The 25,499-nt window shown below is 70.9% G+C and carries 22 protein-coding genes; 4 read left to right on the top strand and 18 right to left on the bottom strand.

The window, feature by feature from the left end:
• Positions 1–63: 63 nt before the first annotated feature.
• The 4 genes from D7X96_RS01785 to D7X96_RS01800 form a co-directional block, all read right to left on the bottom strand.
• The gene (locus D7X96_RS01785; protein WP_121768815.1) at positions 64–723 is read right to left on the bottom strand and encodes an HAD family hydrolase; all 660 of its coding nucleotides are present in this window, start codon (positions 721–723) and stop codon (positions 64–66) included.
• 108 nt (positions 724–831) lie between these two features.
• Positions 832–1,410: an ExbD/TolR family protein gene (locus D7X96_RS01790; protein WP_120547584.1), complete on the bottom strand. Its 579-nt coding sequence runs from the start codon at positions 1,408–1,410 to the stop codon at positions 832–834.
• Between the two features lie 18 nt (positions 1,411–1,428).
• Complete coding sequence (locus tag D7X96_RS01795) at positions 1,429–1,917, bottom strand: ExbD/TolR family protein (RefSeq protein ID WP_120547583.1); 489 nt, start codon at positions 1,915–1,917, stop codon at positions 1,429–1,431.
• 136 nt (positions 1,918–2,053) lie between these two features.
• The gene (locus tag D7X96_RS01800) at positions 2,054–2,791 is read right to left on the bottom strand and encodes a MotA/TolQ/ExbB proton channel family protein (RefSeq protein WP_120547582.1); all 738 of its coding nucleotides are present in this window, start codon (positions 2,789–2,791) and stop codon (positions 2,054–2,056) included.
• A 314-nt stretch (positions 2,792–3,105) separates the two neighbouring features.
• On the opposite strand from D7X96_RS01800, the gene D7X96_RS01805 reads away from it, so the two are divergent.
• On the top strand, positions 3,106–3,978 hold the full coding sequence (locus tag D7X96_RS01805; RefSeq protein ID WP_121768816.1) for a cyclic di-GMP-binding domain-containing protein, MshE-related: 873 nt from the start codon (positions 3,106–3,108) through the stop codon (positions 3,976–3,978).
• A gap of 3 nt (positions 3,979–3,981) precedes the next feature.
• Here the strand turns inward: D7X96_RS01805 and D7X96_RS01810 are convergent, their stop codons facing one another.
• The 5 genes from D7X96_RS01810 to D7X96_RS01830 form a co-directional block, all read right to left on the bottom strand.
• A complete protein-coding gene (locus D7X96_RS01810; RefSeq protein WP_121723766.1) occupies positions 3,982–5,904 on the bottom strand; it encodes an ATP-binding protein in 1,923 nt (640 codons plus the stop codon).
• Positions 5,894–7,852 carry a PAS domain S-box protein gene (locus D7X96_RS01815; protein WP_199747002.1) on the bottom strand — a complete coding sequence of 653 codons (1,959 nt, stop codon included), beginning with the start codon at positions 7,850–7,852 and terminating at the stop codon, positions 5,894–5,896. Before D7X96_RS01815 ends, D7X96_RS01810 begins: the two co-directional genes overlap by 11 nt.
• 53 nt (positions 7,853–7,905) lie before the next feature.
• Positions 7,906–9,537 (bottom strand): right-handed parallel beta-helix repeat-containing protein, encoded by a 1,632-nt coding sequence (locus D7X96_RS01820; protein ID WP_121768817.1) that lies wholly within the window; start codon positions 9,535–9,537, stop codon positions 7,906–7,908.
• A 209-nt stretch (positions 9,538–9,746) separates the two neighbouring features.
• Positions 9,747–10,025, bottom strand: a complete 279-nt coding sequence (gene grxC / locus D7X96_RS01825) for a glutaredoxin 3 (protein WP_120547578.1) — start codon at positions 10,023–10,025, stop codon at positions 9,747–9,749.
• 84 nt (positions 10,026–10,109) lie between these two features.
• Complete coding sequence (locus D7X96_RS01830; RefSeq protein ID WP_121768818.1) at positions 10,110–11,243, bottom strand: heparan-alpha-glucosaminide N-acetyltransferase domain-containing protein; 1,134 nt, start codon at positions 11,241–11,243, stop codon at positions 10,110–10,112.
• A 262-nt stretch (positions 11,244–11,505) separates the two neighbouring features.
• Between D7X96_RS01830 and D7X96_RS01835 the strand changes: the two genes are divergently transcribed.
• The gene (locus D7X96_RS01835; protein WP_121768819.1) at positions 11,506–14,115 is read left to right on the top strand and encodes a U32 family peptidase; all 2,610 of its coding nucleotides are present in this window, start codon (positions 11,506–11,508) and stop codon (positions 14,113–14,115) included.
• A 33-nt stretch (positions 14,116–14,148) separates the two neighbouring features.
• Here D7X96_RS01835 and D7X96_RS01840 read toward each other — a convergent pair whose 3' ends face one another.
• The 4 genes from D7X96_RS01840 to D7X96_RS01855 all read right to left on the bottom strand — a co-directional run bounded on the left by D7X96_RS01840 (position 14,149) and on the right by D7X96_RS01855 (position 17,128).
• Positions 14,149–14,895: a queuosine precursor transporter gene (locus D7X96_RS01840; protein WP_121723763.1), complete on the bottom strand. Its 747-nt coding sequence runs from the start codon at positions 14,893–14,895 to the stop codon at positions 14,149–14,151.
• 76 nt (positions 14,896–14,971) lie between these two features.
• Positions 14,972–15,763 (bottom strand): dihydroneopterin aldolase, encoded by a 792-nt coding sequence (locus tag D7X96_RS01845; protein WP_120547574.1) that lies wholly within the window; start codon positions 15,761–15,763, stop codon positions 14,972–14,974.
• Positions 15,760–16,485, bottom strand: a complete 726-nt coding sequence (locus D7X96_RS01850; protein ID WP_120547573.1) for an SDR family oxidoreductase — start codon at positions 16,483–16,485, stop codon at positions 15,760–15,762. Before D7X96_RS01850 ends, D7X96_RS01845 begins: the two co-directional genes overlap by 4 nt.
• A 154-nt stretch (positions 16,486–16,639) precedes the next feature.
• Positions 16,640–17,128 carry a hypothetical protein gene (locus tag D7X96_RS01855; protein WP_167510785.1) on the bottom strand — a complete coding sequence of 163 codons (489 nt, stop codon included), beginning with the start codon at positions 17,126–17,128 and terminating at the stop codon, positions 16,640–16,642.
• 136 nt (positions 17,129–17,264) lie between these two features.
• Here D7X96_RS01855 and D7X96_RS01860 point away from each other — a divergent pair, with 136 nt between their 5' ends.
• On the top strand, positions 17,265–17,975 hold the full coding sequence (locus D7X96_RS01860; RefSeq protein ID WP_121723376.1) for a class I SAM-dependent methyltransferase: 711 nt from the start codon (positions 17,265–17,267) through the stop codon (positions 17,973–17,975).
• On the opposite strand, the gene D7X96_RS01865 is transcribed toward D7X96_RS01860, so the two are convergent.
• Positions 17,972–18,493, bottom strand: coding sequence for a GreA/GreB family elongation factor (locus tag D7X96_RS01865; protein WP_120547571.1), 522 nt, complete (start codon positions 18,491–18,493; stop codon positions 17,972–17,974). The two genes, D7X96_RS01860 and D7X96_RS01865, sit on opposite strands and share 4 nt — an antisense overlap.
• Before the next feature lie 127 nt (positions 18,494–18,620).
• On the opposite strand from D7X96_RS01865, the gene D7X96_RS01870 reads away from it, so the two are divergent.
• Positions 18,621–18,956 carry a PilZ domain-containing protein gene (locus tag D7X96_RS01870; RefSeq protein ID WP_158616186.1) on the top strand — a complete coding sequence of 112 codons (336 nt, stop codon included), beginning with the start codon at positions 18,621–18,623 and terminating at the stop codon, positions 18,954–18,956.
• A gap of 9 nt (positions 18,957–18,965) precedes the next feature.
• Here D7X96_RS01870 and D7X96_RS01875 read toward each other — a convergent pair whose 3' ends face one another.
• The 4 genes from D7X96_RS01875 to D7X96_RS01890 all read right to left on the bottom strand — a co-directional run bounded on the left by D7X96_RS01875 (position 18,966) and on the right by D7X96_RS01890 (position 25,497).
• Positions 18,966–19,457 (bottom strand): hypothetical protein, encoded by a 492-nt coding sequence (locus D7X96_RS01875; RefSeq protein WP_244219412.1) that lies wholly within the window; start codon positions 19,455–19,457, stop codon positions 18,966–18,968.
• Between the two features lie 749 nt (positions 19,458–20,206).
• Complete coding sequence (locus D7X96_RS01880; RefSeq protein ID WP_121768820.1) at positions 20,207–23,047, bottom strand: Lnb N-terminal periplasmic domain-containing protein; 2,841 nt, start codon at positions 23,045–23,047, stop codon at positions 20,207–20,209.
• Entirely contained in the window at positions 23,044–23,976 is a 933-nt protein-coding gene (locus tag D7X96_RS40710) for a hypothetical protein (protein ID WP_233609853.1), read from the bottom strand. Before D7X96_RS40710 ends, D7X96_RS01880 begins: the two co-directional genes overlap by 4 nt.
• 159 nt (positions 23,977–24,135) lie before the next feature.
• Positions 24,136–25,497 carry a D-arabinono-1,4-lactone oxidase gene (locus tag D7X96_RS01890; protein WP_120547568.1) on the bottom strand — a complete coding sequence of 454 codons (1,362 nt, stop codon included), beginning with the start codon at positions 25,495–25,497 and terminating at the stop codon, positions 24,136–24,138.
• Between the last annotated feature and the right edge of the window lie 2 nt (positions 25,498–25,499).

Here is a 25,499-nt window from a genome sequence, read left to right on the forward strand (position 1 = left end):
AAGTCACCGCGCGGTAACTCCAGGGGCCGTCCTCCTCACGAAGGAGGCGGCCCCTGCTGCTTTTCAGGCGCCCGCGGTCCTCAGCGCCGCCAGCAGCTCGCCCGCGGAGGACACCACCGCGCGGGCCCCGTGCGCGTGCAGCTCCTCCGCCGTGCGGAAGCCCCAGGTGACGCCCACGCCGTACATGCCCGCGGCCTTCGCCGTGTCCATGTCCACGGAGGTGTCCCCCACGAAGCCGCACGCGCCCGGCGCCACGCCCAGCTCCGCCGCCAGCGCCAGCGCCGCCGTGGGGTCCGGCTTGCGCGGGATGCCCGGCCGCTCGCCGTACACGGCCGTGAAGCGCACGCCCGGCAGCAGCCGCGCCGCCAGCCGCTTCACGAAGTCATCCGACTTGTTGCTGAGCACGCCCAGCCGCACGCCGTCCGCCGCCAGCTCCCCGAGCGCGTCCTCCACGCCCGGGTAGGCGCGCGTCCGGTCGAACAGGTGGCTGTCGTAGTAGGCGTGGTAGGTGGCCAGCACCTGCCCCTGGAGCGCGGCGGGCGCGTGGCCCGTGGCCCGCTCCGCCAGCTTCGCGACGCCCTCCCCCACGAAGCGCAGGTAGGCGGCCTCCGGGTGCGGCGGCAGGCCGTGGTGCACGAGCGCGTGGTTCATCGCCGTGGCGATGTCCCCCAGCGAGTCCACCAGCGTCCCATCCAGGTCGAAGAGCACGGCGCGCAGGAGCATGGGGCGCTTCTCTAGCAGAAACGCGAACGCCCCGACCCAGGCAGGGTCAGGGCGTCTTTTGTAAAGCGCGGACCCCGGAACCGGCCGGGGTCCGCCGCGAAGCTTGGGTTACGGCGTGACGGCGGCGGTCTTCTCACCGGCGGCGGCGCCACCGGCCTGGATGACCGCGAAGTTGATGTTGCCGTAGCCGGCCGTGGCGCAGCTGAACATCACCCGCTTGATGACCTTGAACTGGACGTCCTTGTTGGCCTGGATGTTGACGTCGCCCTTGAAGGTCTCGCCACCACCGGCCATGGAGTGCAGGTCCTCGAACTGCTTCTTCATGTCCCGCAGCTTCTCTTCCAGCGCGGGGATGTTGAGGTACTCGTCCTTCGTGAGGTCCTCCACCCGGCCCACGATGGTGCCCGACACGCTGACCTGGTCGTTGGACACCATCACCACCGGGTGCATCTCCACTTCCTTCACGTTGACCGCTTCGGGAAGGACGATGTCCTTGGTCATCATCAGCACCTCGCCCGTCGCGGAGAAGTTCGCGATGAGGAAGAGCACGATGATGACGAACATGTCGACCAGCGGGGTGATGAGCAGGTCGGCGTTGCCGTTCTTCTTGCCGTGACCGCCGTGTCCGAAGACCTTGGAGTGCTCCAACCGCTTGCCGTACCGCTTACCGGGAACCTTGATGCCCATGGCTTGGGTGCTCTCCTGTTAGCCCATCGCCGCGGAGACCGACACCTGGGGAAGCCCGGAGCCGATGCACTCGTCGATGATGCGGACCAGGTCCTCGTAGCGGACCGCGTCCTCGGTCTGAAGGGTGATGGCGGCCTGATCCGGCAGCTGCGCCTTCAACTCCTTGAAGCGCGCGACCAGCTTGGTCAGGTCCGGGCGGCCCTTGTCATCCCGGGTGAGGGGGATGGGGTCGAAGGCGCTCTGGTCGGCGGTGAGGCGCATCTCCGTGGCGGACACCAGGAGGGTGAGCTGGACCGTCTTGGTCTTCTCCTCCTCCTGCTGTTCGTCCGTGGAGGCCCCGCCGGCCTGCGACACCTGGAGACGGCCGATCTGGGTCCAGACCGCCGTCATGATGAGGAAGCTGATGGTCACCGCCATCAAGTCGATGAAGGGCACCATGTTGATGGCGGTATCGAGCGGCTTCTTGCCACCCTTTCCACCGGTGCCCAGGTCCATTCCGCCGGCCATGGCGACTACCTCCCAACCCTACCGCGCTCTTCGCGCACGAACGACGTTTCAAGAAGACTGCGAAGGATGGCGCGCTTCCCACAGACAACGCGCCAGTGCTTCCGGTTCCACGTCCACCGCGACTGCCTGAGGAGGACTACTCCTCGGCGTGGGCGGAGGCCGGGATGTTCAGGTTCTTGAACTTGTCGCGGTTGGCCACGATGAGGTTCAGCACGGAGACGGAGGTCTCGTTGATGTCGTTGATGATGCCCTGGGTGCGGCCCATCAGCACGGAGAAGGCCACGAGCGCCGGGATGGCCGTGAGCAGACCGAAGCCCGTGCAGTTCATGGCTTCAGAGATGCCGTTCGCCAGAATGGTCGCCTTGTCGGCCGGGTTCACGTTCGCCACCGCCTCGAAGCAGGTGATGAGACCGTTCACCGTACCCAGGAGGCCCGCGAGCATCGCCGCGTTGCCGAGCATCGCCAGGTAGCCCGTGCGCGCCTCCAGCTTCGGCGTCTCACGCAGGCTGGCCTCGTCGAGCGCCGCCTGGACCTCTTCCTGGCCCTTGGGCACGCTCATCAGGCCGGCCTTGACGACGTTGGTCAGCGGGGTGCTCTTCTGGCCCGCCACGTAGTTGATGGCCTTGTCCAGGTCACCCGCGTAGATGTGCTTCTTCAGCCCGCGCAGGAAGCCTTCCTTGTTGATGGAGGCCTTGCCGAACAGGACGATGCTGCGCTCGATGATGATGGAGAGCGCGATCACGAGACAGACCGCGATGGGGTACATGCCGGCCTGACCGGACTCCCAGCGGCGCCCCAGCTCCTGCAGGAAGGTCTCATTGCTTCCGCCGGCGTTGGCGAGGACGGACAGATTGGCTACGAACCCCAGGTTCATCACGGAAAGCCTCCAGATGGACGGCGCGGCACGCGCCTGCGAGCCGCTCCGCACTGCTACCGGCCGGGTGGACATCCACCCAGGTCAGCGGCAGGAATTTTGGATCACGGTGGCGCCGAGTCTAGGAACCGCTCCCAGGCGTGTCAAGGCAGGCACCCTCAGCGTTAGTTACTGAAATCTCACAGGAATTTTGCGTTGGCGCGCGGCTTGCCAAGTCGCTCTCCAGGGCACATGACAGGCCCTTTCCTGCCTCTTGCGCAACGTGCGTGCCAGCGATTTGGGCACCTTGGGAGGCCGTGTTAGGCGGGGAAACCATGGCCAGGAAGCGCATTGGTGAGCTGCTGGTGGAACGCGGCGCGATCACCCCGGAGCAGCTGGAGGCGGGGCTCACGGCGCAGCGACAGACGCGGCAGCGGTTGGGCGTGACGCTCATCGGGCAGGGCGCCATCACGGAGGCCACGCTGGCCCAGGCGCTCAGCGAGGCCCTGGGGATGCCGCAGGTGGACCTGGCGGCGATCACCCCGGACTGGGCGGCGGTGCACCTGCTGCGTGCGCGCTTCTGCGAACAGCACGACCTGTTCCCGTACGCGCTGGAGACCGTGGCCGGCAAGCGCCAGCTGGTGGTGGCCATGGCGGATCCGCTGAACATCACCGCCATCGAGGAGATTGAGTTCACCAGCGGCCTGAAGGTCAGCGGCCGGGTGACGGCGCTGTCCGCGGTGCGCGGCGCCATCCTGCGCTACTACCACAAGGTCCCGGTGGCCACGGGCCCCCGCCCTGCCCCGGCGCGTCCGCCTGCAAGAGCGGCTCCAGTGCCCGCGCGCCCGGCCGTGGTGGAGGACGACGAGGAGGTCATCGTCGGCGAGGAGCTGCCCGCGGCGGAGAAGACGCAGCGCACGTCGCTGGCGGACCTCATCCGCGAGCGCGAGGAGCAGGCGAAGCGCAAGCGCGGCGGCGGCGGCGGCACGGCGGACAAGCCCAAGGCGCGGGCGCCGGCGTCCGGCGGTGGCGGCGGCGTGCTGGATGACCTGGACTACCTCTTCGGCCAGGCGGCCCGGGAGGAGCCGGACCGGATGGAGGAGCTGGAGCGCCGCTTCTGGGCGCTGATGCGCATCATGGCGCGCAAGGGCCTGCTCACGAACGAGGAGTTCCGTCGCGAGCTGGATGACGAGGGCGGTGAGGGCTGAGTTTCAGTCCGCCGCCAGGGGCAGCCGCACCGTGAAGGTGGTGCCCTGCCCCAGCGTGCTCTCCACGGTGAGGCGTCCGCCGTGGTTCTCCACGATGCCCTGGCAGATGGACAGGCCCAGGCCCGTGCCCCGGCCTTCGGGCTTGGTGGTGAAGAAGGGCTCGAAGATGCGCGACAGGTTGCGCGGGTCGATGCCGGTGCCGGTGTCACGCACGCGCACCACCGCCTCCGGGCCCTCCTGGAGCGTGGACAGGGACACCAGTCCGCCGGGCTGCATGGCGTGGCAGGCGTTGGTGATGAGGTTGACGAAGACCTGCACCAGGTTGGCGCGCACGGCGGCCAGGGGCGGCACGTCGCTGGCGTACTCGCGCTGCACGCTGACGCGGGCCTGGGACACGACGTGCTCGCAGAAGCCCACCGCCATGTCCACGACGGCGTTGAGCGACACGCGCTCCGGCCGGTCCTGGGCGGGCCGCGCGTAGCTCACCAGGTCGCGGGTGAAGCGCAGGATGCGGTGGCTGCTCTCCAGGATCTTCTTCAGCTTCTCCTGGTCCGCGGGGTTCGCGCCCGGCGTCATCCGCGAGCGCTGCAGGAGCGCGTCCGCGTACGTGGCCACCGCCGTCATGGGGTTGTTGATTTCATGCACCACGCTGGCCGCGAGCTGGCCAATGGAGGCCAGCTTCTCCGCGTGGATGATGCGCTTCTCCAGCTCCTTCACCACCGTGACGTCCTGGCCAATGGCGATGACGCCTTCGACCTCTCCCGGCTGGGTGAGCATGGAGGAGGTGGCGAAGGACACGCGCACCTCGCCGCCGTCGCGGGTGAGCAGGCGCGTCTCGAAGTTGTTCACGGACTCGCCGCGCATGGCCGCCGCCAGCACGGGCGCCAGCCGCAGCTGCTCGCTGTCCGCCACCAGCGAGGACAAATCCCTGCCCAGCACCTGCTCCTTGGTGAGGCCGGTGAGCGCGCTCAGCGCCTGATTGAAGACCACCACCTGCTTGTCCCGGTTGACCACCAGGATGAGCGCGTTGGCCTTCTCCAGCAGCTCCTCCAGGTACTTGCGCACGAACGTCAGCTCGTCGATGAGCTTCGCGTTCTTCACCGCCACGGCGACCTGGCTGGCCAGCTGGAGCAGCACGCGCTCGTCGTGCGCGGGGTCCGCGTCCAGCCCCTCCGGGTACTCCATGTTGATGGCGCCAAAGAGCTGGCTGCTCGCGACCAGGGGCGCGCTCACGGCGCGGGTGCTGCCGTGGAAGAGCAGCGGGACCTCTTCGGAGATGGTCACCCGCCCCTGGGGCAGCGCCGTGGGGGTGAGGTTGGTCTTCTCCACGGAGCGCTGGAAGAGGACCAGCGGTTCGTGCGCGCCTTCCTTCAGGCGCCCTTCCGCGTAGAGCGACGTGAGGCCGCCGGTGCGCGCGTCCACGATGCGGATGCAGAAGGCGCGGCCGGGGAAGAGCTCTTTCACGCCGCGCGCCACCGCGGCCACCAGCTCCTCCTCGCCGCCGGCCTCCGCCACGCTGCGGCCCAGGTCCAGGAGCACGCCTTCGGTGCGCGCCTGCTCCAGCAGGGCCCGCTCCGCCACCACCAGCCGGCCGCTGATGACCTCCGTGTCCACGCGGGCGCGCACCGCCACGGTCTCCGCGCGGCGCGACAGGGTGAGCACCAGCGAGGTGCCGCTCTGGAGCACCAGGTCGATTTCGTGGGACTGCCCGTCCTCCGGCGCGACGGCGCTGGACAGGGCCTCCGCCACCACGTCCACGCTGATGTCGTGCGCGGCGCAGAAGCGGCGCATGGCCGCGTTCACGGCCGCGATGCGCAGGGCCACGTCGCAGACGGCGGCGGGCTCGTCCAGCGCGTCGAAGAAGGCCTGGAAGGCGTCGGGGGCCAGATTTCCGGACGGACGCACGGCGCGGACCTCACTCTTCATGGGAGCTGGCCTTGTCCAGGTCGAGGATCTGCTGCGCGCCCACGTACGACTTCACCTCGAAGCGGGTGATCTTCCCGATCTTCCGGACGATCTCCGCCATGCGCTCCGCCTCGCGGTAGATGATGTCCACGGGCCTGTAGGCGAAGTCCTCCTCCTTGAGCTTGCGCTTGAGCAGCTCCGCGTAGCCCATCACGGAGGTGAGGGGCTGGTTGAGTTCGTGGGCCGCGGTGCCGGCGAGCGCGACGATGACGGCGTTCTTCTCGCTCGCCTCCAGCCGGTTCTCCACGTCCGACAGCTTGCGCTCCAGCTGCACGCGGTCGCGAAGGTCCGTGAAGATGCCCACGGTGAAGGACTCGCGGCCGCCCTCGTAGACGATGGAGGCCGTCATGTTCACCGGCACGCGCTCACCGGAGCGGTGCACCAGCTCCTGGCGCGTGAGCGACAGCCGGCCCTTGCCGCCCATGTCGGGAGCGCGCAGCTGGGCCATGATGCTCCGGGCGACGCCGGGCGGATAGAGCTGGTTCGCGTTGAGCTTCTCCTGGGCCTCCTGCGCGGTGTAGCCGCACATGGCCTCCGCGCCCTTGTTGAAGAGGATGATGCGCCCCTTCAGGTCGGCCGCGATGATGGCGTCCACCGACGAGTCGATGAGCCGCTCCAGGAAGTCCTTCGTGTTGCGCAGCTCGTCCTCCAGCTTGCGCGCGTGCGTGACGTCGCGGAAGGACAGGATGGTGGCCGCGTCCTCGTCGCGCAGCGGCGCGGCGGACATGGACAGCGTGAGGCAGCGTCCGGCGGGCGTGCGCACCACCACGTCCACGCCCATGCGCGCCTCACCGCGCGACGCGGACGTCACCAGCTCCATCAGCACGCCGTCGTCCACCGGCTGGGTGATTTGATTGAGGTGCTTGCCCCGGGCCTCGCTGGCGGTGGTGTCCAGCATCTGCGCGCCCGCGGGGTTGAGCGACAGCACGGCGGCCTCGTCGTCGAGGATGGCCACGCCCTCGCTCACGTGGGCGAAGAAGAGCTGGTAGGGCTTGAAGGACGCGGCCTTCTCCTCCGCCGCCAGCCGCGCCGTCTGCACGGACTGGAGCACCGACGCGCTGCGCAGGGCCACCGCCGTCGCGTGGGCCACCGTGGTGAGGAAGTCGATTTCGCGCGTGCTGAAGGCCCGCCTGCGCCCGGCCGCGCGCAACAGGAGCACGCCGCGCACCTGGCCGCGGATGGGCAGGGGCAGCGCGGCGATGGCGTGGATGCCTCGCGCGGCCACGGCCCGGCGCTCCGTGTCGCCCAGCAGCGGGTGCGTGGCGGCCTCCTGCATCACGACGGGCTTGCCCGTACGCACGACCTCGCGGATTTCGGGGTAGCGCGCCAGGTCGATGCGCAGGTCCTTCATGCCCGGGTCGTCGCTGGCGGCGACGATGACGCCCTCGTCCACGCCGCCGCCCACCATCACCAGCGTGGCGCGCGCGATGTCCAGCTGCTCCGCCAGACGGCGCGTCACGCCGTGCAGCAGCGCCTCCACGTCGGAGCTCTCCGCGTAGTCGGCGGTGAGTTCCAGCAGCAGCGCCAGGTCCGTCTGGCTGCGGGCCTGCTCCTCGCGCTCGCGGTGGCGCTCCGCGGCGCGCTGCAGGCGCCAGGCGAGTTCGTGGGGCAGCCCCTGGTGGGTGACGATGTCCGCGGGGCGCAGCGTGTCCACGGCGGCGAAGCCGCGCGGCTCCGGGGACACCACCGCGAGCAGCGTGAGGTGCGGCCCGTTGAGGGACGTGAGCAGCTCCACCACCGCGGGGCCGCAGCCGGGGGCGGTGAGGTCCACCAGCGCCAGGGCGGCGTCGTCCGGGTCGTCCACCACGCGCAGGCCCGCGCGCTCGGCGGCGGCGTTGAGGGGTTCTCTTGCCACCGACCCCGGGGGGACCAGGACGATGCCGAAGGCGGGTTCCGACGGGGCCGACACGGGGGCGCAGGACTCCGGAGCGAGGGGCCCCGGAGTCTACACAACCCCCGGGGTCAGGGGCAGCCCGACTCGAACGCGCCCTGGTCCGGCGCCGGACCGCAGAAGGGCAGCCCCAGGGACAGGCCCGCCTCGCGAGCGGGCGACTGCGCCGACAGCTGGTAGTCGTCCGCGCCCGTGTCCACGAAGCCCGGGGCGCGCTCCTGGGAGCGCTTGTCCAGGCCAGCCTTCGTGCGCCAGTCCGCCAGGCTCAAGGAAGCGCCCTCCAGGTTGAACACCACCGCGCCGCCGCTTCGGAAGTACAGGTTGCCGTCCACCACCGCGCCGCTCCGTCCCGAGCCGCCGCGCGCGGCGGTGCCACAGCCCGCGAAGACGTTGTTGCGCACGTCCAGGCCCTGGCTCGCGCCGTTGGAGCCCGTGCCGAAGACGAGGCACGCGCCGCTCAGGTTCCAGACGGTGTTGTGTTGCACCTTCACGTCCACGGACGCGTCCACGCGGATGCCGGTGCCCTCCTCGCCGTCCGCTTCGCCCAGCCCGTCGTGGATGAGGTTGCGGCGGAGGATGACGCGCGTGGGGGGCGCGCCCTCGCGGTTGCCGCCAATCTGGATGGCGCGCGCGTTGGCGTAGAAGACGTTGTCCTCCAGCGTGACGTCGGACGGGGACATGTGGACGAGGATGCCCTCGCCCGCGGAGGTGGACACGGCGCGGTGGTTGTAGACGGTGTTGCCGCGCAGCGTGACGCGGGTGCACGTCTTGATGTCCGCGCCGTTCTCCCGGTTGTCGTGGAGCTGGTTGTTCTCCACGAGCAGGTTGTCGAAGGGCGTGCCCGGGTTGGTGGCGCCGCCCTCCGGCCCCAGGCACTGCACGCCGTCGCCGGAGTTGTGGTGGATGTCATTGCCGCGCACGGTGACGTTGAACGCGGAGGTCTGCACCGCGACGCCGTGGCTGTCCACGTCGCCCTGGTCGAAGCGGGAGATGTCGTTGTTCTCGACGAGGACGTCGTGCGCCTTCTCCGTCACGTAGACGCCCGCGCCCTCCCTGCCGTTCTTCACGATGCTGTCCTTCAGCACGCCGTGGTGCGCGCCCGCGCCGCGCCACATCACCGCGAAGGCGGACTCGCCGCCCACGTCCACGGTGAGCCCCTGGATGTTCCAGTGCGCGCCGCTCACGTCCACCAGCGCCGTCTCGCCAATGGAGCCGCCCTTGAGGATGGCCGTGGCGCCCGGCGCGGCCCTGAGCGTCAGCGGCTTGTCCGCCGTGCCCTGCCGTTCCTTCAGCTCCACGTGCTCGCGCCACGTGCCGGACTGGAGGAACACCGCCTCGCCGGGCTTCACCAGGGACAGGGCTCGCGCCACCGTGCGCAGGGGGAGTTCCTGCGTGCCCGCCGCGGAGTCGTTGCCGCTGGGCGAGACCCAGAGCACGCGCGTGTACTGCGACCCGGCGGGCGGCGGAGGCTCCGGCTCTTGCGGCTCCTGCGTGGGCGGCGGTTCGGGAGTGACAACGCCTGCGTCCTCTTCAGGGCTCGTGGGGGTCTGCGGGCGCTGGGGAGGGGTGACGACGGGCGGCGTGGACGTGCCCGGAGGCGTGGCTATCGCGGACGCGGGCTCGACCTTTCCGGTACAGCCGGCGGCGCCAGCAAGCATCCCGGTGGCACAGACGATGGTCGTCAGGGTCTGGCGGAAGCGCATGTGGACTCCTCGTGAGGGTTCACGGCGCGGGGGTGCGCTCGCGGGGTCGGCGGGCAACGGGCACACGCGTGGCGCGCATTCCCCGTCAGCCGTGAACTCCGCCCATGCCTGTCCGCAGGGCAACCGGGCAGCCGCGCGCGGGACGGACGACGCGAGCCGTGTCCCCCGTCATGAGGAACACGGCCCGGATGCGACAGCGGCTGACGGCTTCAGGGAGCGGTGGAGTCCTGGGACTCCCGGCCCAGGAGTGCGTCCAGCTGGCCGCGCGCCTCCAGGTCGTAGAGGTCATCGCAGCCGCCGATGTGTTGGCCCTCGATGAAGATCTGCGGCACCGTCTGACGGCCGCAGCGCCGCAGCATCTCCTCGTGCCGCCGCTCGTCCGCCGCGACATCCACCTTCTGGAACTCGCAGCCCTTCTCGTTGAGCAGCTCCATGGCCTGCCGCGAATAGGGGCAGGTGCGCTTCATGTAGACGACGACCTCAGGCATCACGACCTCCTGCGTCGAAGGGTGGGGACGCCGTTCAGGGTCCGCCACCCGGCGCGAAGGCGCTCGCTCCCCTGCCCGCTCGCTTTAGCGAGCAACGACCGCGGGCAGGCGCGCGCTGGCCTCCCGGGCACGGCCGCGCAGGTCCCACGCGTACAGGGCGCACCACTGGAGCCCGGCGGTGAACACGAACAGCAGCGGCCACAGCGGCGTGTAGTGCAGCCGCAGGAGGTACAGCCCCGCGTAGTACACGTAGAACTGGAGCACGAACGCGAGCAGCGAGTGCCGGCCGATGACGCTCGTCGCGCGCAGGTAGCGCGCCAGGTATCCGGCCTGCTCGGCGCGCATCAGGAGCCCCAGCAGCGCGAGCACCGTGCCGCCATAGAGCATGAGGTAGGCCGGCCCCGGCGGGTACTTCTGCGCCTGCGACGTGAGCGCCATCAGCGTGTCGAAGCCCGCGCCGTGCCACAGGTGGTGCACCGCGATGTGGACCACCACCAGTCCGGCGCCGCCCATGGCGATGCCCAGGCCCACGAGTTCGAAGCGGCGCCCCACGCCCTTCGCGTCCGCGCGGCCCCAGGTCCCCATCCACTCACCGAACAGGCTGCCCATCAGGTACACGCCCAGCCACGGCACCACCGGGAAGCCGGAGAGCAGCACGGACAGCTGGCGCTGACCGAAGAAGACCTCCTTGAGCGTGCGCGCCACGGCCGACTCCGGCCACCAGCACAGGCTCACCACCCAGCTCAGGACGAACAGCCCCAGCCCCAGCGCCGCGCGGGCCCGTCCGTTGAGCCGCGTCACCAACCAGGGCCCCACGAGCAGCGCCACGCCGAGGGTGTCCGTCACCACCAGGGTCCGCAGCAGGTACAGCGGCTCGTCCGGCCAGAAGCGATACGTGGGCACGATGAGCAGGTGACCCACGGTGAGAAGGAAAAGACCCCGGCGCTGGAGCCGCGTGCGCAGCGGACCGAAGTCCCGGCTGCGCGCGTACAGGAGCCCCAGCATCAGGCCGCTGATGAGCATGAACCCTGGCGTGGCCAGCCTCGTCAGCAGGTTGAGCCGCTCGCGCAGGTGCGCGGCCTCACCGCCCAGCGGATAGAGATACGCATCCGCGAAATGCGACAGGAACACGAGCAACATCACCGTGCCCCGCATGGCGTCCACCGCTTCCAGCCGTCCAGAGACGGATCGCGCCCCCGACACCTGCTCGCGCTCCATTGGGATTGTCCTTTCGGATGACGGCGCGCGGCGTGGATGGCACCCCTCCCCCTCGAGCGGGTGCCTGCCTTGCGCGCCGGATGACTGGGATATCACCCTGGCCCGCAAAGACAAACATCCGGCCCAAATGCCTTTCCCACTGGAATCCTTGTCGCGCCAAGCACCGTGTCTTGGATTTGGACGAAGCCGGGTGGCCGCCCGGTGGGGAGGTGGACAGGCATCAGGAGGGGTCCGGCGGGACCGGGCGTGCTAGGTAGGAGTCATGTCTCCCCGACGCCCCGAAATCCTCGCCCCCGCTGGTGACCTGGAGTCGTTGCGTGCCGCCCTGGCCAGTGGCGCGGACGCCGTCTACTTCGGGCTCGATGAAGGCTTCAACGCGCGCGCCCGCGCGGAGAACTTCTCGCTCGAGCGGCTGCCTGAGACGGTGGGGCTCATCCACCGGGCGGGCGCTCGCGCCTACGTGACGTTGAACACGCTGGTGTTCGAGCCGGAGCTGCCGGTGGTGGAGCACCTGCTGCGCGGCGTGGCGAAGGCCGGGGTGGACGCGCTCATCGTGCAGGACCCGGCGGTGGCGCTGCTGGCGCGGGCGGTGTGCCCCCAGCTGGAGCTGCACGCCTCCACGCAGATGACGCTGTCGAGCGCGGAAGGGGCGCGCTTCGCCACGGGCCTGGGCTTCACGCGCATGGTGGTGCCGCGCGAGCTGTCGGTTGCGGAGATCCGCCGGCTGGCGTCGCAGACGGACATCGAGCTGGAGGTCTTCATCCACGGCGCGCTCTGCATGTCGTGGAGCGGCCAGTGCCTCACGAGCGAGGCCTGGGGTGGCCGGTCCGCCAACCGGGGCCAGTGCGCGCAGTCCTGCCGGCTGCCGTACGACCTGGTGGTGGACGGCGAGACGCGCGACCTGGGCGAGGTGAAGTACCTGCTCAGCCCCAAGGACCTGGCGGGCGTGCGCGCGGTGCCGGAGCTGGCGGACATCGGCGTGCACAGCCTGAAGATCGAGGGCCGGCTCAAGGGGCCGGCGTACGTCTCCAGCACGGTGCAGGGCTACCGCCGCTGGCTGGACGGCGTGATGGCGGGCAAGCCGGACGGGGCGCGGCTGGCGAAGGACCTGGCGGACATGTCGCTGTCGTACAGCCGGGGCTTCTCCCATGGCTTCCTGGCGGGGTCCGACCACCAGACGCTGGTGGAGGGGCGCTTCCCCAAGCACCGCGGGCTGTACCTGGGCCGGGTGCACGCGGTGTCCGGCAAGGACGTGCTGGTGGTGCCGGACGACCGGCCGTGGACGGGCGCGCTGGGCCTGGGCGACGAGCGCCCGGAGGCTCCGGCGGGCAACGTGTCCGCGCCGCTCACGGGCGACACGGACCCCGCGGACGTGGATCCGCGCCCGGGCATGGGCGTGGTGTTCGACGCGGGCGCGCCGGAGGACAAGCACGAGCCGGGCGGCCCCATCTTCCGCGTGGAGCGCGAGGGCGACGCTTGGGTGCTGGGCTTTGGCCATCCGGGTCCGGACCTGGGCCGCGTGGCGCCGGGGCAGCGCGTGTGGCTGAACAGCGATCCGGCGCTGGCGAGGCGCACGGGAGAATTGCTCGCGCAGGGTGAGCCCGAAGGGCGCATCCCGCTGTCACTGGTGGTGACCGGCGTGGAGGGCTCGCCGCTGCGCGTGCGGATGAGCACCGGGCGCTTCACGCGGGAGGCGGTGGGCACGACGGTGCTCGCGCCGTCGCGGGGCGCGGGCGTGGACGCGGCGCTGCTCAAGGACAAGCTGGCCGCGCTGGGCGGGACGTGTTTCCACCTGGCGCAGCTGGATGCATCCGGCCTGGCGCCGGGGCTGCACCTGCCGGTGTCGGAGCTGAAGGCGCTGCGGCGGCAGCTGGTGGCGGAGCTGACGGCGGACGTGGAGCGGGGCCCTGCCTGGACGGTGAGCACGGAGGCGGTGGAGGCCGGCGTGCGGCAGGCGTTGCTTTCGAAGGTGGCGTCGCGGCCGGCGGAGGAGGCGCCCCGGTTGCTGCCGCTGTGCCGCAACGACGCGCAGCTGGAGGCGGTCATCGCCGCGGGCCTGCGCGAGGTGGAGCTGGACTGGATGGAGATGGTGGGGCTCCAGAAGGCGGTGGAGCGGGCGCGCGCGGCGGGGCTGCGCGTCACCATCGCCACGGTGCGCGTGCAGAAGCCGGGTGAAGAGGGCTACGACACGCGCCTGGACCGGCTGCGTCCGGACGCGGTGCTGGTGCGCCACTGGGGCGCGATGATGCACTTCCTGGAGCAACCGGCGGGGGCGTCGCGGCCGGTGCTGCACGGGGACTTCTCGCTGAACGTGACGAACTCGCTGACGGCGGCGCACCTGTTGAGCCTGGGGCTGGACACGCTGACGGTGTCGCACGACCTGGATTCGGAGCAGCTGTTCGCGCTGCTGGAGCAGGCGCCGGCGCACCGGTTCGCGGTGGCGCTGCACCACCACATCGCGACGTTCCACACGGAGCACTGCGTGTATTCACACACGCTGTCCAACGGGCGCGACTACAAGGCCTGCGGGCGGCCTTGTGAGAAGCACGCCATCGCGCTGAAGGACCGGCTGGGGTTGGAGCATCCGGTCATCGTGGACGTGGGGTGCCGCAACACGGTGTTCAACGCGCAGGCGCAGAGCGCGGCGTCGCTGGTGCCCCGGCTGCTGGAGCGCGGCGTGCGGCGCTTCCGCGTGGAGTTCGTGCGCGAGTCTCGCGAGGAGGCCGCGCGGGTGCTGGGCGCGTATCAGGAGCTGCTCGCGGGCCGGCTGTCGCCCGCGGAGGCGGTGAAGCGCGCGGCGGTGCACGAGCAGTTCGGCGTCACGCGCGGCACCATGCAGGTGCTCAAGCACCCGGCGGCGAACGCGCGCTGAAGTAGGACGCCGGTGACGTCCTGAGGGATCCGCTCAGGCCGCGGCCGCGGGCGGGGGCGCGGTGTTCGTCTCCACCAGGTTCACCGGCTCACCGTCCTCGCCCAGGATCACCGGGGCGATGCCCAGCTTGCGCTCCACCAGCGCGTGCCCCAGGTAGACGAGCGGCGTCAGGCCGATGGCCACCAGCAGCTTCACCGCGTACGAGGTGAAGATGATGCGGAAGATGACGTTCTGGGGCAGCACGCCCGTCCACGCGACGAACTGCACCACCATCGTGTCGATGAGCTGCGACACCACCGTGGAGCCCGTGGCGCGCAGCCACAGCATCCGGTTGTTCGTCACCCGCTTGAGCAGGTTGAACACCGAGATGTCCAGGAACTGCGCCACCAGGTACGCCACCATCGACGCCACCAGGATGCGCTGCGAGCCGCCGAACACGTTGTTGAACGACGACGCCACCGTCCCCGTGTAGTCCTTCGCCTCCGTCATCGGCGCCCACGGAATCAGGCCCGCCAGCGCGACAATCACGAACGTGAAGATGGCCATGAAGAAGCCCACCCACGTCACGAACCGCGCCACCTTCTTGCCGTAGAACTCATTGAGGATGTCCGTCAGCAGGAACGTCACCGGGAACGGCAACATCCCCACCGACATCACCGCCACCACCGGGCCCAGGTGCACCTCGAACAGCTTCACCCCGATGATGTCGCCCACCACCAGCGAGGTGATGAACACCCCCGCGAGCACCATGAAAAGCTGAATCCGCCGGTCCAGGATCATCCGATGCGTCCTTCAAGAGCGAGGCGCCCCTACAGCTAGCACACCCTCCCGCCCTCGTCGCTTGGACGCCCGGCCTCTACTCGGGCAGATAGTACTGCCGGCCCGGCCCCACGGCCGCCATCTCCCCGGGGACGCCTCCCTCGGACAGCACCAGGCGCGGCCGGTACACGCCCAGCACCGTCTGCTCGGTGGCCGTCGGGTTGTCGTAGCCGTGCCCGAAGACGTCCGAACCGCTGAAGGCCATCCCCCGCCCCACCGGCTGCCCGGCCAGCAACACCCCCGCGCCCAGCACCAGCTCCATGCCCTCCGTGTGGCCGTCCGCTCGCGGCGGGATGGCCTTCCCCGCCTCCACGCGCAGCCGGTACACGCCGTAGGTCGCGCCCTCGTGGATGACGTCCACGTGGCCAAAGGCCTTCGCCTCCGTGCGGTACACCATCTCCTCCGCGGTGCGGTGCACCTGGAGCGACGGGATGGCCCAGCCCGTCAGCGCCTCCGGCTTGGTGACCCGCACCGTGGCCGCGTGCAGGAGCGCGTGCGGCGCGGCGTCCGTGGGCGGCGCCAGCAGGTAGCGGCACACCGCCTCCGCCGCGGACTCCAACAGCTCGAAGCGGCACGCATCCAGGAGGAAGCGCAGCTCTCCGGCCAGCCGTCCGTAATGCACCGTGTTCGCCAGCCTCCCGCCCACCGCCGCCTGCCTCGCATCCAGGAAGAGCGCCACGTCCAGGCGCAGCGGCTGCGGCGTCACGCGCTCGCGGTTGTAGAGGCCCACGATGACGTCCACCGTGAGCCCGCGCAGCTCCATCACGTCCAGCGGACGGCCCTGCGCGTCGGTGACCACCGGGTGGTTCCACACGGATTCATGGCTCACAGCTGCGCGCTCCTTCCACCATCCACGGCGATGACCTGCCCGGTGAGATAAGGCGCTTCGCGCGCGAGGAACACCACCGTGCGCGCCACGTCCTCCACGCTGCCCTCGCGCCCCATGGGCACGCGCTGGAGCACGTCCTGGCGCGCCGCTTCGTCGAAGTCCTCCGGGAAGGCCACCACGCCCGGCGAGATGGCGTTGACGCGCACGTGCGGCGCCAGCTCCACCGCCAGCGCGCGCGTCAGCATCACCAGCCCCGCCTTGCTCACCGAGTAGTGCGCGTAGTGGCTCACCGCCCGCTCCCCACCGATGTCGGTGAGGTGCACCACCAGCGGGTCCTTGCCCGCGCGCAGCGACGGCAACAGCGCCTGCGTGAGGAAGAACGGCGCGTCCACGTTCACCGCGAGCATGCGGCGGTACTGCTCGCGCGTCACCGCCTCGAAGTCCACCCGCTCGTAGAGCCCCGCGTTGTGGACCACCACGTCCAGCGCGGGATGCGCCTCGCGGACCTCCGCGCCCAGCGCGTCCACGGCCTGCGCATCGGAGAGGTCGGCGCCGTGGAGCGTGACGTCGCGGCCCAGCGCTCGCAGCTCGGCCGCCAGTGACTCCAGCGGCTCCATGGAGCGGTTCGCGTGAAGCGCCAGGTCGTAGCCGGCGCGGCCCAGCGCTCGCGCCACCGCGCTGCCCACGCGCACTCCCGCGCCGGTGATGAATGCGGTCCCCATATGCGGGCCCTGCCTAACAGGCCCGCCCGCGAAAGGCACCTGCACGAAACACCGCGGGGCGACACCTGGAGTCCCCACTCCAGGCACCGCCCCGCGTCGTTCCCCTGCGTCCCTCTGCGTCGTTCTTCCCCTGAGAGTTCTTCCGCGTGCTGGCTTACGGGTAGTAGACGACCGTCTGCCAGCGGCGCCCCTGGTACGGCACCCAGACCCACTCCGTCACCGCCTGGTAACCGCCCGGCACATATTGCTGGTCGTAGTAGCCCGGCGTGCACCGCACGTGGCGGCCGTGGCGGCCACGGGACACGCACTGCTCGGGGACCCAGACCTGCTCGTAGCGCGCCGGCACCCAGCGCTCCACCGTCTGCAGCTCGTAGCGGCCGCGCGAGTCCACCGCGCGCGGCATGGGGCCGTAGTTGCAGTTCGGGCCGCGGCAGCCCATGAAGCGGCGCGTCTTCGCGTCGTCATCGTCGTAGCGGAACGCCTGGCCCTGCGGCGCGGAGGCCCAACCGCCCGAGTACCGCTGCTGGCCGCCCCACTGCGCATCCGCCCGGGTCGGGCCGCGCCAGTCCGCCGCGAACGACGTGGAGGAACCGAGCAGCATTGCACCGAAGGCCAGGGTCGCGAGTCCGAGCTTGAAAGCCATGTCTTCCATCCTCCGTCCGAGTTGCTTGTCCTGACTGACGGGGCCCCCGCCGGAACATTCAAATCCCGTCGAGTCCTTCTCGACATCAGGGGCCGCGGGGTGGCGGGCTCCGGGGGATGTGGGTACATCTCCGGTCATGTTCCACCGCGACGGCCCCACCTTCCGCGAGCTTGCACGGCAGGCCCTCACCTCCGTGGAGGAGGGCTACGACCTGCTCGCGCCCAAGTTCGAGCACACGCCGTTCCGCACGCCGGATCCGGTGCTCCACGCCGCGCTCGCGCACGTGGGCAGCGTGGGCAGCGCGCTGGACGTGTGCTGCGGCACCGGCGCCGCCATGCGCGTGCTGCGCCCGCTGTGCCGCGAGCGCGTCGTCGGGTTCGACCTGAGCCAGGGCATGCTGGATGAAGCGCGGCGCCGGCTCGCGGATGCGCCGGGGAACGCGACGCTCGACTTCGTGCGGGGGGACGCGCTGGCGCTGCCCTTCGACGCGGCGTTCGACCTCGTCACCAGCTTCGGCGCCTTCGGGCACATCCTGGAGGAGGACGAGCCGCGCCTCGTCGAGGGCATCACGCGGGCGCTGAAGCCCGGCGGCCGCTTCGTCTTCGTCACCGGGCAGCCGCCGTCCGCGCTCAACCCCGGCTACTGGGTGGCCAAGGGCTTCAACGCCGCCATGCGCGTGCGCAACGCGCTCTGGAAGCCGCCGTTCGTCATGTACTACCTGACGTTCCTCGTGCCCCGCGCCCGCGCGCTGCTGGAGGCGGCGGGGTTCGACGTGGAGGTGCGCGAGGGCGACATGCCGGAGCCCTTCGGCCGGCTCGTCACCGTCATCGCAACGAAGCGGCCCTAAGGCGCGGCCGCCGCGGCTTCGGACTCCGCGTACTCCACCGCGAGGATTTCGTACTCCACCGTGCCGCGCGGACGCTCCACCTGCACGGCCTCGCCGGCCTCCTTGCCCAACAGCGCCCGGGCCAGCGGGGACTCCACGCTCAACCTCCCCGCCTTCACGTCCGCTTCATCCGGACCGACGACGCGGTAGCGCATGCGCGCGCCGTCCTCGTCCTCCAGCACCACCCACGCGCCAAAGAAGACGCGGCCGGCCTGCGATGGATCCGGCGCCACCACGCGCACGTCCTCCAGGATGGCGGTGAGCTCGCGCGCGCGGCGCTCCCGTTCACGCTTGCGCACGCCGGCCTCCAGCTCCGGCCAGTCCCGGGGCACGGGCCCCTGCAGCTCCAGCAGCTCTTCCTGGAGCGCGCGGTAGCCCTCCGGGGTGATGTAGCGCTGCTCCGCCGACGTCGACCGGGGACGCGCGGGGGTGAGCCCCTCGTCGCCGCCCCCGTCTTCCTTGGTGAATGCCTTCGACATGGGCCGTGCCCTCCTGTCAGGGAAATTTCTCAACGTTTCCCAGGCTTTGCATCCAGGGTCCGCCTGCCCGCCTGCTTTCTATTGGCGCAATTTTACTCTCCAGACGGAATCCGCCAGACTTCAGGGCATGCACCTCCCCCGAGCCGTGCCCCGCTTCGAGCACCGCCTGGCCGTCCGGCTGCGCGGCATGCTGCCGCTCTACACACGGGATGTGTCGGAGAGCGGCTTCTGCGCGGAGATGCTCCAGCCGATGAAGGCGGGCGACCTCGTGGAAGGCGCGCTGCTGCTGGGGGATGAGGAGGTGCCGTTCCAGGCCCGGGTGATGTGGGCCCGCCGCTCCGCGGGAGAGCGCACGCGGGGACGCTGCGGCGTGCGCTTCGTCACCATTGGCGAGGACTTCCAGCGGCGGCTGGTCGCATTCAGACGCCTGCAGGGCAGGCGCCTGGTGCGCTGGTTCACCTGACGGCCAGGCCTACTTCGTCGTGGAGTCGGGGTTCGCCGGGGCCGCGGTCTCCGACGGAGCGCTGGGCGTCGCGGGCGTGGCGGACGACTCCGAGGTGGAGGACCCGGTGGGAGCCGGAGCCGGGATGGCGTCGCCTTCCGGCGCGGGGGCCTGACCGGAGGGCACCACCTGGAGCCTGTAGTGGCTCACGCCCTTGGGCAACACGACCTCCACCAGCGGGTTCTCCTTCACCATGCCCGGGTCGAGCTTGATGGAGAACTCGCCGTTCTCATCGGTGGTCGCGTTGAGGTGGTTGCGGTACTCGCCGCCGAGCACCTTGGCGCCCTTCACCGGCTTGCCCGTCGCGGTGTCCAGCACGCGCAGCACCACCAGCTGGCCCTCCTGGAGCGAGGTGGCGCCGTTCGCCTTCACGATGTCGTTGTAGCGCGGGCGCAGCGCGCAGGCGGACAGCAGCGCGGAGGAGAGGACGGCGACGGTCAGCAGGTTGCGGCGAAGGCTCATGGAATCCATCCAGGCTGGGAAGCGGTACGTCTGAAGGCGCGGCAGCATAGCCGCCAGCCACCGGACGCCAAGTCTCCGATGTGTGACGGCCCCCGGGTATGGAATCCGCCCCTACGCCGGGTCGCGGAAATTCCCGGCGGGCAGGCGGAGCATGCGCCCTCCTTCTCAGGGACCGGTGGAGCCGTCAGCCCTTCCACCCGCCCGCTTCCAGCACCATCTCCCAAGGTGTCCGGGCACGTCCTTCCCCCGCCCGCACGGAGGCCAATGCGCCATGGATGAGACCTACAAGGAGGCGTCGGATCGCATCACGAATTCGAGCGACTACCTCCACCTGAGGAACGCTCAAGTCGATTACGTGGCCATTCCGCCCGGCGTGCGCGTGGAGGAGAGCCGCTTCACGCTGAAGCACAACCGGTTCGACGTGAGCGTGCTGACGATGGTGCTCATCAGCACCGTCACGTTCTTCATTCCGTTGTTCAACGGCCTGCTGGCCGGCACGTTCGGAGGCTTCCACGCGGGCCGCCCCCGCCGGGCACTGGGCGCCGCGCTCGTCGCCTCGGTGGTGGTGCCCGCCGCGTTCTACGTGGCCTTCAACGTCTTCAGCGTGGGCGGCGAGCGCATCTTCCTGGGCCTGGGTTGGGGGAACTGGACGCTGCTGCACGTCATCGGCATGTTCATCGGCGCCCTCTGCGGCGCCTCCAGCCGTCCGGTGTTCACCGGGGAGTTCCCCGTCTTCCGCACGCAGTACGTCAGCGGAGCTCCACTCCTAACGCAAGGCGATGTCGCGCCAGTCCTTCCGGAAGGCTCGCGAGACTTCTCCCGGGACCTGCCCACGACGCAAGTGTCCCCTCCCAGTGGACCTGTGCGCGGGGAGTGAGCAGCACGCTCCAGCGGGCGACGCGCCCCAGGTACCACTCCACCTGGAGCGTCGCGTCCGCCTCGTGCGTGAAGCCGGGCGTGATGCCCATGCGCCAGGAAGGCACGTACGTGGCCTCCAGGCGCAGCGCGCTGTTGCCCGGACCGGGCAGGCCCGTGCGATGGGCCAATGACAGCCGGGGCCCGACGTGCGGGACCGTCTCTCCCCGGGTCCAGGCCATGGTGGCCTGGGCCCCCAGCCCCACCGCGAGGAAGGTGTCGAAGCGCTCCGAGGCCGCCACCACGCCCAGCGCCTCCGCCTCCACCGTCGCGCGGTAGGGCAGCGGCCGGTCGATGTCCGTGGACATCCTCGCCTCCGCGCCCCAGCCCAGCGAATCGGACAACGACCGCTGCTGCTGCGGCAGCTCCGGGAGCAGCGTGCGGTAGCCCACCAGCGTCAGGCGCGAGCCGATGATGCGCGGCACGCCCCAGCGCGGCTCCACCGACAGCTCTCCGTCCAGCACGCGCAGCTCGCTGCTGGACTGGAAGCCGTGCAGGCGCGCGTCGCCCAGGGATTCATTCATCGCGGAGGTGCGCAGGCTCACCACCGGCCGGGCGGCGCCCACCTCCGGGAAGTCCACGCCGCCGCTCACCACCATGCGGGCCGCGCCGGACTCACGCAGCGCGCCCCGGGCCCAGGTGGTCTCCGCCTCCTTCTTCTGTTCGTGGTCCTTCGCCAGGAAGGCGCGCGGATCCACGTCCGCGAACGGTCCGTCGTTGAGCGTGCCCTGCGCCTCGGTGGCCGCGGCGAAGGCGGCTTCGGTGTGCTCCGCGCGGACCAGGGCCTTGAGCTCGTCCGGCGTGGGCAGGCGCTTGGTGGCGGTGTCCAGGGCCTGCTGGAGCAGGGCCGTGCGGTCGAGCACCACGAGCTTGCGCTGCATGGCGTCCTCGCGCTCGAAGAGGCGCTGCCGGTCCTTGACGCCCTGGGCGGCGCCGCCCGCGCCCTTCAGCTCGACGGCGACCAGGCGCTCGCGTTCGATGGCCAGCTTCTCCGCTTCGGCTTGATCCACCGCCGCGCGCTCCACCCGCACCGCGTGCGCGACGTAGGCGTGCAGGACCTCCCGGGTGTCCGCACGGGCATCGAGCGCCGTCGTCACCGCGTGCGGCAGCTGTGCGTAGGCCTGGCGGCGGACGCCGGGTTCGGGGGACTGGAGCTGGCGGTGCACGTGGTGCAGGGGCTCCAGCGCCCTGGACGGCAGCAGCGTGGCCAGCTTCGTGAGCAGCCGTTCCTGTTCCACCCTGGCGCGCCGCGCGCGGTCCCCGGTGGATTCGAAGGCGTCCGGGACGTGCTCCAGGAGCGGCACCGTGCCCCCCTTCGCGTCCACGACGTTCGTCTTGGCCAGCGTGTCCAGCGTGGCGGTGGGCAGGACCCACAGCATGCCGGGGGCGCTCACGTGACGGCCGTTCTCCAGCGAGCCGTTGAGGAGGAACAGGAGCGCGGCGGCGCAGTTGTCGGTGAAGAAGTAGTAGCCCAGGTAGCCGCGACGCTCGAGTTCCCAGATGCGCTCCAGCATGCGCTGGGATTCGCCGGGCGTGAGGTTCAACCGGAAGCGGCGGATGGTGCGCTGCTCCAGCTCCAGCGATTCGTGGGTGATGTCGCCCAGGGTGCCCGTGAGGAAGACGGTGTTGTAGCCGCCCGTCATCCCCTTCATCAGGTAGCCCAGGCCCTTCTCCTCCATGCCGGTGAGCGCCACCAACTGCACGACGCGCTCGAAGCCGGGCCCCTGCACCCTGGCGCCTTCGCGCCAGACCGGGCGCAGCAGGAGGTGGCCGAAGAGCGACTGGGGCTGCCGGCCCGAGGCCGCGACGAGCAGGACCTCCAGGTGCGAGAGCGCGTCCGCCTCCGCCCACGCGTCGAAGGCCGGGCAGCCGCCCTTCGCGGGCAGCGTGCCCAGGCGCGCCTCCGTGATGAACTCCGACAGGGCGCGCGCCTTGGAGAACTCCTGGCAGCGCACCTGATCATCCACGGGCAGCGCGTCCGGGCGCAGGGACTCCACGGGGACGAACAGCTCCTCCGCGAACGTGACGAAGTCCAACGACGCGCTGACCTGCCCCCGGGCGCGGCTGAAGGCGCCCGCGTAGGTGATGCTCGCGGATTCCTTCCACGTGAGGGGCCGCTCGAAGGGGAGCAGCCACCCGTCCAGCCTGCGCCACTGGGGACGCTTGCTCCAGCCGCGCGCGTCGTCCCAGCGCTGCATCACCGCGTGCACCACGGCGCGGCGGCGCCACAGGTGCGCTGACTCCGTGTCGGTCAGCCGCGACAGGCGCAGCGTGGCCCGGCGCTCCTCGGAGGGCGCGTAGCGGTAGAGGTGGAACTGCTCGCGCTGCTCGGACCAGTCGGGCCGGGCCTTCGTGCCGTCACCCAGCCCCAGCGGCGCGGGCTCCGGGTGCAGCACGAATTCCAACCTGCCTCCGGGCGGACGGCGCATCGCGGGAGGCAGGGCCTCGAGCCCCGCCTCCACGTCCGTGACGAGCCACGCATCCCGTGCCGCGTCGCCGCGCAGGACGATGCCCGTGGTGGCCTCCAACGCCGCGACCCGCGTGGCCAGGGCGGTCTCCGACGCTTCCTTCAGGAACGCGGGCACCGCGAGCTGGCCCGGGGCGTCCTCTGCCCGCGCCAGGGCGGGCAGCAGCAGCACCGCGAGCCCTGCCACCCAGGCCGGGCGGGGCCTCACTGAAGGGCCTCGGCTGTCTGGGCCGCCCCTTCCTGTTCCAGGAGGAACGCCTGCCGGTCCTCTTCGAGCCGGGGTTCGGTGCGCGCCAGCTCGCCCACGCGCTCCAGCCAGGCGCGGGCGCGCTCGGGCGTGAGCGTCTTCGCGTCCGCCAGCTTCAGCAGCTCCTGGCGGTGCGTGCGCAGCAGCTTGCCGAAGACGTCCAGGTTCTCACGGCGGATGCGCGCCGCCTGCGCCAGGTCCTCCACCGTCGGGCCCGCGCCCAGCGCCAGGTCCTCGCGCAGCTGGTGCGTGCGGGCGCGCAGGTACACCTGGGCCGCGTGCCCCACCTCCCTGGGCGAGGGCCGGTGCTTGCCCTTGCGCCGCTCCGCCCTCGCGTACGACTGCCAGATGACGATGCCCAGGCCCATCACCGTCAGCGCCACCGTGGCCGTGGACAGGAGCTGATTCTCGCGGCCGTTGCTGCTCTCGCTGCGCGTGCGCGAGTCGTCGCCCTGGTCCACCTGGTTCGACTCGCTGCTGCCCGAGTTGCTGTGCTCGCTGGAGCCGGAGTGGCTGGAGCCCCCTTCTCCCGAGCTGTGGTCGCTGGAGTCGCTGGAGCCCGAGGAGTTCGAGTCCGACCGGCTCGAGTCGCCGTGGCTGGAGTTGCCCGAGTCGGAGTCGCTGGACTCGCCCGAGCCCGACTCGCTGGAGCCCTCGTCGCTGGAGCCGTTGGAGTCCGACTGGCTGGAGTCGCCCTGGCTGGAGTTGCCCTGGCTGGAGTCACCCTGGCTGGAGTTGCCCGACTCCGACTGGCTGGAGTCGCCCTGGCTCGAAGCACCCGACTCCGAGACCTCCGCGCCCCTCAGGCCCGCGGCGGGCGTGCGGCACCCCACGGCGAGCACCAGCATCGACGCCGTCACCACGCGCTTCCACGAAGACTTCGTCCGCATCCATCCCCCTCGAAAGGGCGCCACCGGGCCTGGCGCCGGGGCATGCCCTAGCCAACGGCATGCCGGGAGATGAATTGTGCATTATCGGGAGGTTGGTGGATCGTCTGACGCGATACGGCGCGAAAACACGGGCCCGGGGTGCGTCGCGGACTTCGCGCCTCAGGCGAGCCGGGCGCTTCCGATTTCACCCCGGGTCCGGCGGGCGCCCTCCTCCAGGAAGAGACGTCTCAGATAGGGATTGAGGAAGCGCCCCTCCGGGTCCAGCTGCTCGCGGACGCGCTGGAAGTCGTCCCAGCGCGGATACAGGTGTTTCAGTGTCGCCGCCGTCTGCGTGTGCAGCTTGCCCCAGTGCGGCCGGCCGCCGTGGTTGCGGAAGATGGCCTCCGCGCCGGAGAAGTAGGGCTCCAGCGGCATGCCCCGGTACTGGTGAACCGCGATGAACGCGCGGTCCCCGCCGTGCGCCGGGCTGAGGAACACGTCGTCGCCGCGCACGAAGCGGTACTCCACCGGGAAGTGCACGGGCAGCTGCTCGCGCGTGATGTATTCGGACAGCTCGCGCAGGCAGTCCGGCCCGCGCTCCACCGGCACGGCGTACTCCATCTCCTGGAAGCGCACGAGGCGCGGCGTGGCGAACAGCGTGTGGCTCTGCCCCGCCAGCACGCCCTCCGACGCCAGCTTCGCGGACAGCCGGCTCACCGGCGCGCACAGGGCGGGCCGCATCCGGCACGCGCGGCTCACCGCGCCGAAGACGGCGTTCTCCATCACCATCTCGCTGAACCAGCGCCCCACGCCCACGCCGTGCGGCGTCTCGTCCGTGAGGTCCATCGCCTTGGTCATCACCCGGTCGGAGTGCGGGAACCAGAAGAACTCGTAGTGCCGGTGGCGAGCGCGCGCCTCATCCAGCCCCGCGAGGCATTCCTCCAGCCCCAGGTTGCGGCGCGTCAGCCGCAGCCGGTACGCGGGCAACAGGCGCAGCCGCACCCGCGTCACCACGCCCAGCGAGCCCAGCGACACGCGCGCGGCCTGGAGCAGCTCCGGAGACGTGTCCTCCGAACACAGCACCTCGTCGCCGCTCGCCGTGACGAGCGTCATCGCCGCCGCCTGCGTGGAGAGGATGCCCAGCCCCACGCCCGTGCCGTGCGTGCCCGTGCCCAGCGCGCCGCCCAGCGACTGCTTGTTGATGTCGCCCAGGTTCTCCATCGCGAGCCCGTGCGACGCGAGCAGTGAGCCCAGCTCGCGCAAGGAAGTGCCCGCCCACACCACGGCCTCGCGCGCGGACGCGTCCACGGACTCCAGGCCCCGCAGCGCTTCGAGCGAGACCATCGTCTCATCCGTCGCGCACAGGGGCGGGAACGAGTGGCCGCTGCCCACCACGCGCACGGTGCGCGACTGGGCGCTGGCGTCGCGGAGCGCGGCCTTCAGCGCGTCCACGGACTCCGGCTGGAGGAAGCCGGACGGATGGGCCACCACCGCGCCGGACCAGTTGCGCCACGTCCTCGTCTTCGCCGTCTCGGTCGTCATGC

This window comes from Corallococcus interemptor (assembly GCF_003668875.1).
Classification (GTDB): domain Bacteria; phylum Myxococcota; class Myxococcia; order Myxococcales; family Myxococcaceae; genus Corallococcus; species Corallococcus interemptor.